The sequence below is a fragment of the Geovibrio thiophilus genome, assembly GCF_004087915.1.
Taxonomy (GTDB): Bacteria; Chrysiogenota; Deferribacteres; order Deferribacterales; family Geovibrionaceae; genus Geovibrio; species Geovibrio thiophilus.
In genome coordinates, this window is the sequence record NZ_CP035108.1 from 1,238,973 (window position 1) to 1,250,571 (window position 11,599).

General features: G+C 47.1%; 11 protein-coding genes. 7 read left to right on the forward strand and 4 right to left on the reverse strand.

What is annotated here, in order from left to right:
• Positions 1-8: 8 nt before the first annotated feature.
• The gene (locus EP073_RS05870) at positions 9-458 is read right to left on the reverse strand and encodes a hypothetical protein (protein ID WP_128466236.1); all 450 of its coding nucleotides are present in this window, start codon (positions 456-458) and stop codon (positions 9-11) included.
• Positions 459-542: 84 nt separating this feature from the next.
• Between EP073_RS05870 and EP073_RS05875 the strand changes: the two genes are divergently transcribed.
• Positions 543-1,388, forward strand: a complete 846-nt coding sequence (locus tag EP073_RS05875; RefSeq protein ID WP_128466237.1) for a glycerophosphodiester phosphodiesterase — start codon at positions 543-545, stop codon at positions 1,386-1,388.
• A 68-nt stretch (positions 1,389-1,456) separates the two neighbouring features.
• On the opposite strand, the gene EP073_RS05880 is transcribed toward EP073_RS05875, so the two are convergent.
• Entirely contained in the window at positions 1,457-3,025 is a 1,569-nt protein-coding gene (locus EP073_RS05880) for a sodium:solute symporter family transporter (protein ID WP_128466238.1), read from the reverse strand.
• A 12-nt stretch (positions 3,026-3,037) separates the two neighbouring features.
• Complete coding sequence (locus tag EP073_RS05885; protein ID WP_128466239.1) at positions 3,038-3,331, reverse strand: DUF485 domain-containing protein; 294 nt, start codon at positions 3,329-3,331, stop codon at positions 3,038-3,040.
• A 625-nt stretch (positions 3,332-3,956) separates the two neighbouring features.
• On the opposite strand from EP073_RS05885, the gene EP073_RS05890 reads away from it, so the two are divergent.
• The 3 genes from EP073_RS05890 (at position 3,957) to EP073_RS05900 (ending at position 8,963) form a co-directional block, all read left to right on the forward strand.
• Positions 3,957-5,846: a putative nucleotidyltransferase substrate binding domain-containing protein gene (locus tag EP073_RS05890; protein ID WP_164885286.1), complete on the forward strand. Its 1,890-nt coding sequence runs from the start codon at positions 3,957-3,959 to the stop codon at positions 5,844-5,846.
• Between the two features lie 451 nt (positions 5,847-6,297).
• Complete coding sequence (locus tag EP073_RS05895) at positions 6,298-7,563, forward strand: oligosaccharide flippase family protein (protein ID WP_128466241.1); 1,266 nt, start codon at positions 6,298-6,300, stop codon at positions 7,561-7,563.
• On the forward strand, positions 7,560-8,963 hold the full coding sequence (locus tag EP073_RS05900; RefSeq protein WP_128466242.1) for a hypothetical protein: 1,404 nt from the start codon (positions 7,560-7,562) through the stop codon (positions 8,961-8,963). The genes EP073_RS05895 and EP073_RS05900 overlap by 4 nt, the downstream gene beginning before the upstream one ends.
• Here EP073_RS05900 and EP073_RS05905 read toward each other — a convergent pair.
• The gene (locus tag EP073_RS05905) at positions 8,960-9,823 is read right to left on the reverse strand and encodes a DUF6731 family protein (protein ID WP_128466243.1); all 864 of its coding nucleotides are present in this window, start codon (positions 9,821-9,823) and stop codon (positions 8,960-8,962) included. The two genes, EP073_RS05900 and EP073_RS05905, sit on opposite strands and share 4 nt — an antisense overlap.
• Positions 9,824-9,891: 68 nt before the next feature.
• On the opposite strand from EP073_RS05905, the gene EP073_RS05910 reads away from it, so the two are divergent.
• From EP073_RS05910 to EP073_RS05920, 3 genes are all read left to right on the forward strand, one after another.
• Positions 9,892-10,191 (forward strand): MTH1187 family thiamine-binding protein, encoded by a 300-nt coding sequence (locus EP073_RS05910; protein WP_128466244.1) that lies wholly within the window; start codon positions 9,892-9,894, stop codon positions 10,189-10,191.
• Between the two features lie 141 nt (positions 10,192-10,332).
• A complete protein-coding gene (locus EP073_RS05915) occupies positions 10,333-10,518 on the forward strand; it encodes a hypothetical protein (protein ID WP_128466245.1) in 186 nt (61 codons plus the stop codon).
• Positions 10,519-11,079: 561 nt separating this feature from the next.
• Positions 11,080-11,493: a hypothetical protein gene (locus EP073_RS05920; RefSeq protein WP_128466246.1), complete on the forward strand. Its 414-nt coding sequence runs from the start codon at positions 11,080-11,082 to the stop codon at positions 11,491-11,493.
• Positions 11,494-11,599: the final 106 nt, after the last annotated feature.

An 11,599-nucleotide genomic window follows, 5' to 3' on the forward strand; every position in this document is an offset into this window, starting at 1 on the left:
CAGGCTCTTTATTCAAACAGAGCTGATACGTCAGCGTTGTAGCTGATCCGTCCCTGACCTGCGTTAGCCGCTCTGTTGGACTCGGCGATTGTTTTAAGCAGGCTGTCGGTGTCACCTTCCTCAATATTTGCTTCCAGAGCCGCTATGACAGCCTCAAGGTTTGTGCTTCCCTCAGTACCGAAATAACTTGAACCCAACTGGAAAAATTTTTCCAGTGCCGCCTTCTGCGCTTCAGTTGTTGCCGTGTCTTCTGACGAGTAGCTGTTCAGCATATCCAGAGCCGCCTGAGAGATCTGCACCTTATCCAGAACGGAAGTTGATGAGTCTGTTTCATCTGCGGATTTGCCTATGAGGAGCGGATTGGCGCTTTCCTTTGCCGATTGAAGGGCGGAGGAAGAATCATTTTTAAGAAGTTTGTTATACTGCTCCAGCATTATGCTCTTGGCTGTGACCTGCATTTTTTGCCTCCGAAATGTTTTCGTTTTTTTATAAGTAGCAGTCCGCATGCCAATTTGCTATATTGCACGGCGGAGGACAGATAAATGACAAAGACACCCGTGGAAAAGCTTCTGAGTCACCGTTTCAGGGGTTATGCCCCCGTTGAGCATACCTTTTCCGGCTTTCTTGAGGCGGCAAAAAGCTCCGTTAAATATTTTGAGATAGACACCAGAGCCTCAAAGGACGGTGTGGTCTATGTTTTTCACGATCCTTACATTCATGGGCATATCTTTCCTCAGACCGGAAGCACGGTTATCGACAGCATAAATATATATAATGATGAGCCTGTTCCCCGCCTTGACGACGCTCTGAGGATATTCAAGACAGATTTTTCTTCGGATACAGTTTTTTGCCTTGATATTAAGGACATAGGTTTTGAAAAGGAGCATATTCGCCTCATAGAAAAGCACGGGCTGGAAAAACAGGTTGCTATAGTTTCATGGTGCGCTCTCGCGTTGATGAATTTCAGCAGGGAAGGTTTTTCCGCCCCGCTGTTTCTTTCCTATCAGAGTCTGTTTTCCTACGGACTCAGAGGGCGGCTTACCGAATTTCTCGCTCAGAACCGTATAAAAGTGAAAAAATACAACGTATTTACCGGAAAGAATGTTTTTGAGTCCATTCCGCGTGAGCTTTATCAGGGCTATTTTCATTCTCTGAGGTGCCGCACCCTGCCTGATAAGCTTCTGAAAGTTATCCGGAAATCCGGCGGCGGAGTATGCGTGGCGAAAAACCTTATCTGTCCCGAACTGGTTTCCTACTGTAATGAAAACGGACTGAGGCTTTGGGTTTATTCCGTTAACGAGATAAACGCCTACAGGCGGTTTGCCTCTATGGACGGGGTGGATATGATCTTCTCCGACAGGGCGGAAAGCATTTTTAAAGAACTCTGAACATAAAAAGAGGAGCCCGAAGGCTCCTCTTTCTGTTTTGTTATTTAAGGAGATAAAAAGGTGTTGTGTTATTCCGCACCCACTCCGAGGTATGTTCTTATTTTTTCCTGCTCGAATTTTTCCTGCGATTCAGGCTCGGGCGCAGTCACTGAGCCAATGAAAGCCGCAATGAAAGCCACTGTCATGGAGACAATCGCGGGGTTTTTCAGCGGGAATACAGCCTGCTCAAAGCCGAGCAGACCTACCCATATAACAGGGCTGAGAATTATGCAGACGGACGCTGAAACAGCGCCGGCTATGATTGACCATACAGCGCCCCTTGTGCTGAACTTTTTCCACGTGATGGAAAGAAGCAGAGCGGGGAAGTTCGCGCTTGCGGCGATGGCAAATGCCAGACCAACAAGGAAGGCAACGTTCTGGTTTTTGAAAAGAATGCCCAGCGCAACTGCCGCCACGCCGAAGATTACCGTTGCTATTCTTGCCACCTTAACCTGCTCAGCCTCTGTCGCCTGACCTTTCTTAAACACGCTTACGTAGATGTCGTGGCTCATCGCGGATGATGCCGCGAGGGTAAGACCCGCAACAACCGCGAGGATCGTGGCGAAAGCAACCGCGGCTATGAAGCCGAGGAAGGGTTTACCGCCGAGAGCCGCGGCGAGGATGGGAGCAGCCATGTTGCCGCCCTTGTCTATTCCGGTAATGAAATCCTGTCCGACAAGCACAGCCGCACCGAAGCCAACTATGGGAATTACGAGGTAGAAGTAGCCGATGAAGCTTGTCGCGTATGCAACGGATTTTCTCGCTTCTTTAGCGTCAGGCACCGTGAAGAACCTCATAAGGATGTGAGGCAGACCGAGAAGACCGAACATAAGCGCCAGACCGAGTGAAAGAGCCTCTATGGGGCTTGTTACGAATCCGCCGGGTTTAAACATTGTTTCAAACCCGTACATGTCGCCCACTGCGCCGAAGAGATTTCCGGGGTTGAAGCCGAACTTGAAGAGAACAAGCCCCGCAAGAACAGTAACACCGAAAAGAAGAAGAACCGCTTTGATTATCTGCACCCATGTGGTAGCGAGCATTCCGCCGAAAAGAACGTACAGAAGCATAACTGTTCCCACGAGGATTTCAGCCAGCTCGTAAGGCATGCCGAACATGAGCTGTATAAGCTTGCCGGCACCCACCATCTGCGCGATTGTGTAGCAGAGAACCACGAGGATTCCGCCCACAGCGGAGGCGATGCGTATCGGACGGTTTTTAAGTCTAGAGGAAACAACATCCGCGAAGGTGAATTTACCGAGGTTTCTGAGAGGTTCCGCTATGAGGAACATAAGAGCAGGCCAGCCCACAAGCCAGCCGACAGCGTATATTGCGCCGTCGTAACCCCGCAGGGCAACCATTCCTGAAATACCGAGGAAAGACGCTGCGGACATATAATCGCCCGCGAGAGCAAGACCGTTCTGAAAACCTGTAACACTGCGCCCCGCGGCGTAAAATTCACTTGTGGTCTTAGTTTTTCTTGCCGCCCAGTATGTGATCATAAGGGTTCCGGCAACTATGATGGCAAAGAAAAGGAGCGATATGGGATCTGCCTTGCCCGCCTGAAAATTTGCAAGTCTCTGAGCAATAACTTCATTCATGTGTGGTATCTCCTATTTCAGCATCTTTTTGAGTTCTTCGACTTCTTTGTCGTACGAGTTGTTTGCCCAGAGAACATAAGTAATTGTGAGTACCCATGCGATAACTATCACTGCGACGAACAGTGCTATTCCAAGAGTAATATTCGGTGTAACCATTTTGATCATCAGTTCCTTATCCAGCGAAATAAGAAACAGATACCCGAAATACACTACAAAGAGGATCGCCAGCATAATATAGCTGAAAGTCCACCTCTTTCTGACTAGGTTTTTGAACCTGTCAGAGTTCACGATTTCGCGAGCGTTCATAAAGACCTCCTACCTGTTTTGAGAAAAGTATAAAACTATAAGCAGTTTCAGTTATGCGGTTTAATTCCTGTTTAAATCCGCATGCGCCTTAAAGTAAAACTACTTTATATAATGTATGTATTATTAAATTATATAGACACTATTTGTCAAGAAGATTTTATAAACCCTGATACAATAAAATGTTATAAGTATGTTGATATGGAGTATAAAAAATTAATAAATCAGTATGTTTATTTAAAGTTATTTGATTAATTATTAATGAGACATCGGTATATAATTAATGATAAATAAATATGTTTATAAATAATTCGTTTAATAAAGAAGTTTATTTTTGGTTCAAAAAGGGTTCTGTAGGTGAAAAATGCAATACATAAATAGTTTATCTTGATATTGCGAACGAGTGAAGGCTTTTTCAAACATAAATGAGATTTGTTCCGGCGAATGCAATTAATAGTGTATTAATTTCTGATGGGTTTAAAATTAGTCTGTTAAAAAAAGACTGATATGTATATAATCAAAAGGAAAAGCCTGCCAGCAGCTGTTTCAGCAGCTGTAGAATGGCGGTTGATTATGCCGTATGCTTGCTTTGCTCCCGCATCTGAGCGAAAAAATTTTCGGAGGCTTTATGGAAATCAGTTCCATGAACGGAATAACCGACATTCTGGACAGACTCACAAGATTTTATGTTTTCAAGGGTATAGAATATTCCCGTCTGAGGCTTCTTCTGGAAAAGAGCGAGTTTGTTTCGGTGGAGCAGGGCGAGGCGCTTTTCAAAAAGGGCGAATCCTACCACAAAGGCGTATATCTTGTTTATTCGGGCGAGGTTGAGCTTTACAGCGATTCAGGGCTGAAGGCTGTTGCCGACGCTGGTGATTTCGCAGGTCTTTCCAACTTTGTGGGTAAGTCCGTTTACCACGTCAGCGCCACGGCGTCCCTGAACTCCGACCTTATTTTTATACCTGAGCTGAGTATCTATAAGCTGATGGAAGTTTCCGAAGAGTTCAGGGAACGCTTCTACGGGCTGGTTACGAGACGTATGAACGCCATCACCGGAAAAGATACGGGCAACATAGAATCCAGCACCCACAGACCTGTCGGAAGCTATATGACCAGTCCTGTGATAACAGCTCAAACCACGGATACGGTCATGGAGGCGGGCAAGGTAATGTCTGAGCACAATATAGGCGCTCTCGCTGTTCTTGACGATAAGGGGGCGCTTGCGGGTCTCATTACCAGTAAACATATGGTTCACAGGTTCCTCTCAAATATAGAGAGCAGCCTTCAGGCCCCGTATGTCAAAAACTTTATGGAAAAGGAACCTCTTGTGCTGCCTGCGGAATTTCCCCTTGCGGAAGCTCTGGGAGAGATGCAGATGAAGGCACAGGAATACGCGCTCATATCCATGAAGAACAAGCCGGTGGGAATCATTTCCAACAATGATATAATGCGCACCCTTTTCAGGAACACATCTATTCACAACACATACATTGAAGGCGTTTCGGGAATTGATGAGCTGCGTGCCTCCTATGCGGGGCTTTATAAAATAGCCGAGGGTCTGGTGGGAAGCTCAAGGCTCACCTATGACGTTCTGCCTGTTCTTTCCGCCGTCCACCTTAACATACAGAAAAAGGTCTATCGGCTCACAGCGGAAAAATTCGCCGCGGAAACAGGGTTCGACATAACAAAGGTGAAGCACTCGCTGATCATAATGGGCAGCGGCGGACGAAAGGAGATGATGCTGGATCCCGATCAGGACAACGGCTTCATCTTTGCGGACGATGTTTCGGATGAGGACATAGCGATGTTCCTCAAATTCGGAGCATTGTTTACTGATAATCTTGAGTTTGTGGGCTACAAAAAATGTCCGGGCAACGTTATGGTTACCAACCCGGAGATGTCCATGAGGCTTTCCGAATGGAAAAACAAGGTGCGTGACTGGGTGGACGGTTCTGCGGGGAAAAGCATTCTCTGGAGCAACATTGTTTTCGATTACGATGGTCTTGCGGGGGATGAAAAGCTTGTGTGGGAGCTCAGGGAATACATCAACATGAAAATATCCCAGAAACCGATATTTCTCATATTTATGCTGGAAAACGACTCCAACCAGCGCAGACCTATCAACCTTTTCGGCAAGTTTATAACCGAAAAGGACGGCGAGCATGCCGGTAAGATGAATATGAAGATCGCCGCTCTGGCTTTTATAGTGGATGTTACTCGTGCCTTTACTCTCAAATACGGACTGAATGACCTTAATACGATCGAGAGGCTGAAGCATCTGCGCCGCAAGAAGATTCTGTCGGATGAACTTGTTTCTCAGACTCAGGATGCCTATGAGATTCTGGTGGATATAACTTTGAATGAGCAGATACGTCAGGCGCATTCCGGTGAGAAAATAAACAAGTTTGTCAGCCCCGAGAGCCTGTCAATGTATAATCAGGAGAAACTCCGGAAGGCGCTTAACCATATGTCGAAGTATCTGTCGGTGGGGCTTAAGTATTTCAAGGGACATCCTTAACTGAATTTATGAAATGAAGCATGGTTTTGTTCCAGTCATTCTGAACGCAATGAAGAATCTTTTTTTGGGTATTTTGATTACTCAGAGTGACCTGTGACTGGTAAAAATGACTCTGACAACTCCATGGATGGAGTTGCGCCGTGCGTAGCGAAGACGAACGAAGTTCGGCGCGAGCGTGTACCCAAAATTTCCAAGGATGGCAAATTTTGGATTATAAAGACCAGATGTTGCGCCGTGCGTAGCGAAGACGAACGAAGTTCGGCGCGAGCGTGTATCCAAAATTTCCAAGGATGGCAAATTTTGGATTATAAAGACCAGATGTTGCGCCGTGCGTAGCGAAGACGAACGAAGTTCGGCGCGAGCGTGTACAGTAGTCCGGCAGGATGCACGGATTACAGTTATTAAGTAAGACGGATTGACTGGCATAAGTTTCTGATATAATCTCAACTCTATGAAATCGGACGCCAAGCGGATATTTTCCAACGCATCATCTCTGTTCATCCTTCAGCTTATAACATATGCCATATCCTTAGCTGCCGTTCCTTATCTTGTCCGTGTTCTGGGACCTTCCAAGTACGGACTTGTGATATTCGCCCAGTCGGTTATAACCTATTTTATCTTCCTTGTTGACTACGGCTTTGACATGTGGGGAACAATGCGCATAGCCGAAAATCAGCATGACAAAAAGCGTCTTTCCGAAATATTTCACAACGTAATGACCGCCAAACTTATGCTGGGCGGTGCGGGTTTTCTGATTATCCTTATTTTCATTGCCTCCGTGGGCAAATTCCGTGAGGAGTGGCGCCTTATTCTGCTCTCCTTCGGCATGATAGGCGGGCAGATACTTATCCCCTCATGGTTTTACAGGGGTATGGAACGGATGAAGTTCATAGCTGTCTGCCTTGTGGCGGTGAAAACGGGGTATCTTATTCTTGTTCTCCTCACCGTGAAGACCGAGGCGGATTATGTTCTCGTGCCGCTGGCTAATTTCATAGCTTATTCTCTTGCCGGTCTGTACGGCATATGGACTGTATACGCCAAATTCGGATTAGGCTTTTCCCTTCCTGTTTTCAGCGAGGTTATAAAGGGAATAAGGGAAGGCTTTATCTACTTCGCGAAAGCGATTACAGATAACTTTGCCAAGATTACCAATACAGTGCTTCTCGGTTTCATCGCCGGAGATGCGGCGGTGGGCTTCTACGGCTCCGCTGAAAAACTCATGGATGCAGTGCGGGCGATGCTTTCCCCTGTGTTTCAGGCTATCTTTCCGCACTCCCGCAGGACGGCAGCCAGATCAAAGCATGAATGGTTTATTTTCATAAAAAAAGCAGGTACAGCGATGGCTGCTTTTGCCGCTGTTCTTTCCGCTTCCATATTCCTGCTTTCCGATTTCGGGGTAAGGCTTGTTCTGGGAGAGGAGTTCATGGCGAGCGTGCCTGTTCTGAGGATGCTTGCCGTTTATCTTTTCTTTTTCTCGATTAACAATATAATGGGTGTTCAGACTCTGGTATGCTTTGACAGGGGGAAGGCGTTTCTCAGCCTCACGCTAGCGGCGAAGCTTCTGGGACTTGCGCTCTCTTTCCTTCTGATTCCGGCATTTTTTGAAAAAGGCGCAGCGTTTGCACTTGTTTCGGCTGAGGCGGCTTACAGCCTTTTTCTTTTCATATATATAATTAAAAGCGGACTCCTGAGCGATGTCCGCAGGAGCGGTAAATGAAAGCGGCTTTTGTGGTGAGCCACCTCAGAACGGAGACCTTTTACGGAATATCAAAGCATATTGATGCCGAAATCTATTGGATCTCAACCGGAGATCCCTATTGGATCAGCTTTCTTAAGGCAAACGGAGTTGAGGAAGACCGTATTCTTGATCTTTCGCCCGCCTCATTCAATAATGATGCGGATATTTCCGAAGTCCTTGAGATGGAGGAGCATTCATCCTACAGGGCTTCCGCTGTCATCATGTCCGACCGCCTCCTCAGCCGCAAGCCCAGAGAAGTCAGCTATTCATACATCGCCGCTGTGTACTCCATGATTAAAAAATTCATAGCAGACAATAAAATAGATGTTATCTTCGGGGAGTCCACATGGACTGCGGAACTTACCGCCGCCGCCGCTGCCGAAAAATGCGGAATACCATACCTTACTCCCGCAACAACAAGGATTCCCAACGGCAGGTTCACTTTCTTCAAAGGCTTTTTTCAGGATAAGCTGTTTCTGGATAAGCCTGTTTTTGATTCCGATCTGGAAGCTGCCGAAGAATTTTACGACAGATTCGTGAACCATCGTCCTGTGCCGGACTACGCTCATATCAAGAGGGATTTTTCTTTGTTCAGTGCGGAGAACTTCCGCAAGATTAAGAAACATCTGGCATATATGATGTTTCATAAAGATAAGGATATGACCCGTCCGGATCTGGATTACCTTTTCGATCAGCGAATATTCCGCCGCAACAACTCCAAAAGACTGAAAAGACTCAGGCTTTCCAAAGATATATCTTTTCTGACAGGGCAGAAATACTGCGTTTACAACCTCCATATGCAGCCGGAGGCGAGTATCGATGTTCTCGGTGCTTACAACTCGGATCAGTTTCATATAATACAGAATATTGCCCGCTCTCTTCCGGCGGACGCTGTCGTCATAGTGAAGGAGCATCCTCAGGCCGTGGGTGACAGAGTGCGGGAGTTTTACAACGCAGTGAACGATTTGCCCAACGCCGTGCTTGTTCATCCCGAGTCCGACAACTGGGAACTGACGGCAGGGGCTTTTGCCGTGATTACGGTTTCCGGCACTGCGGCTTATCAGGCAGCGCTTCTGGGTACCCCCTCAGTTATTTTTGCCGATGTTTTCTTTTCAGAGCTGCCTCTTGTGCACAGATGCCGCAGTCAGGAGGATCTGCCGGAAATTCTGAAAAAGTGCATGGAATCGGACAGAAACCCTGACAGAGACGCATGCACAGCTTTTTTGGCTAAGCTCATCAAAAACTCTTTCGAGGGCTCTGTTTACGGCAGGGAAGTCAGTGATGCTAATGTTCAGGACGCCAACTTCAAAACTGCGGCGAAAGGCTTCAACACAGTTCTGCACCAAGTAAAAGCGGAGAAGCCTAAGATAGTCCGTTAATCCTTAACCAGATACTGCTGATTGTTGTAGTAGCCTTCCAGAAACGCAGTGCGGGCTTCATCGGGGCTGAGGTATGTCTTGCTCACTGCCACATCCGCCGAGTATTTCAGCTTGGCACTCATTACGTCTATGCTTTCGCTGGCCTCATCCTCAAAGCCTTTTCCGGTTATTGTGAGTTTTCTGGCGTAGTTGTCGGAGATTATGCCGCCGAGGAGCGCCTTAAGCTGAGGTGCGGACATGCTCCCTTTGGTGTTGCCCATGCTCACGGTTATATCCATCTTAAGTCCCTCCAGTGTGCCCATTATGGAACCGAGCTCACGTCCTGACTCACTGGTGAGCACAGTGTCCACAAAATCCGCCGTGGGGGCTTCCACGCTGATCTCAAATTTTCTGAAGACTTCCCAGTTCTGGATTTTGTTATACGCATCGCTTATGAAAACAGGATCAAGAACAATGGTATTTTCATCAGCAAGCCAGCGCAGAAACTCCGTGAAGGCTCCCTTGCCCGCTGTGCCGGATGCGGTGAGAAGAAGCCTGTCCTGCGGAAGGGCGAGACCGTAGGTTATATCGCCAAGAGTGCCTGAATTGAGAGGGACTTCGCTGAGTTCGCCGTTTCTGTCATACCATACCGGCCAGCTTGACTTCTCCTTGATAAGCCCGAAGAGATAGGCGGGGAAGCCGTTGACCTCAAAGGATTCAAACAGCTTAAACATTATCTCTCTGCTTTTTGTCTCGAAAAAGCCGTAGTCCATGCCGCTGTCGAACAGGGTGGAGAGCTTTTCGGAGAGTGTCATGAAAACTCCGTCCTCCTGAGATTCTATATTAAAGAAGTTTACGTTGATCCGCTTTTTTTCAGTCATTTCTTTCCTCATTGCATTAGATTATGTTTATACTATCAGCAAAACTGTGAAAAATAAAGGAGGCGTGTATGAGCGCTATGGCATTTGTATCCATAACACCTCTCGGCGAGGGTGAGAGTGTTTCGGAATATGTGGCGAGGGCGGTCAGGGTCATCAAAAACAGCGGGCTTGAGTGGCGCCTTACACCCATGGGGACTATTATTGAGGGGGAAAATACTGCGGCTGTTCTCGGAGTTGTCAATTCCGCCGTGGAGGAACTCGGCGACTGCAACCGCATCTCTGTTTCCATAAAGATCGATTATCGCAGGGGCAGAGAAGCGGGCATGAGCCGCAAGGTGGAAAGCGTGATGGAAAAAATAGACCTGTAGGAAAAATTGTTCATTTTTGTTTTGAGTGAATGATCTTTACCCGCGCTTTACCCTAAGCGTGCTAATAACCGAACACCTGTTCGGAATGCCGCCTTAAGTTATGCGGCTGAAAGCCGATTGGGAAGGCATCGGAGATGTGTCATGCACCAGTCTGAAAATGACTTACTTAATGATGAACCCCAAAACCCGGCAGCCATAGACAGGCTTGAGAGAGTCCTTGAAAAATGCAGAGAGCTTGCCTCTCAGGAACCGAACGGCTGCGCCGTTGTCAACCGGCTGGCAGAGGATTTGGAAATAGTTTTGAGCAAAGCGAAAAGATTGGTTTGAAAGTATTTTTCATCTGAACTGCTTTGTGTGGTATAATATATTATGACGGCTTTGTGAGAAAGCCGCTGGATTGAGGGCTCCTACGGATTAATCCGCAGGAGCCTTCTGCGTTATTGTCGGATTTTGCCACACGCTCGCGGCAGGGTAAACTTTCCTTCGCTTCGCACGGCGCATGTCTTGTCTTAATAATCCCCAATTTTCCATCCATGGAAATTCGGGATACACGCTCGCGGCAGGATAAACCTGCCTTCGCTTCGCACGGCGCATATCTTGTCTTAATAATCCCCAATTTTCCATCCATGGAAATTCGGGATACACGCTCGCGGCAGGATAAACCTGCCTTCGCTTCGCACGGCGCAGTTCCATCCATGGAACTGTTTATGCTCCGATTCTTAGGATGATCATAATGATATTTTCGCCCGTGCCTAAGCTCAAAATATCATTGCGAACTTTAGTGAAGCAATATCTCATTCATGTAAGTACGGCAATTTTTTCCCGGTTTTTTTTGGCATGTTTCCTGCTTAAATAGTCACAGAGATTGAAAAAGGGCAGGATAAGAAGATGCAGACCGCCGAACAGGTTAAAACAACACTTTTTACTGAGAGGCGTAAAGCAAGACTTATTCCATTGTCGGAGATAAGGTTCTGCGACAGGGTATACAGATACCCGGAAGACTTTCCCGCAGAAGTGATAACCACGCTCATTGAGCTTGTGGCTCATGATGAAATAAGCATGAAAGAGCTTAATTATCTCCACCTTGTGCTGATAGAGCTGCCGAAAACTGCGGCTGAACAGCGAAAAACAGCATACCCTTTTTCAGATATGCAGGAAGACAATTTTGCGGAAGGCGGTCTTAGTTTTGCGGAATATGTGGATTACCAGATAGAACGCATGAAAAGGCTTGCTGAAAACGGAATCGGCGAGGAGTACTCCAAGCGGATTCGTGAACTCCTCCTGCGTTTCAGGAACCTTTAAGACGGTTCCGCCCGCTCCGCCTCTCAATACATATGAGGGCGCAAATATAAAATTGCGGCAGCGGGGAAGCATTAACTACGGCGTCGAAAGCGTGATTGCAAAATCA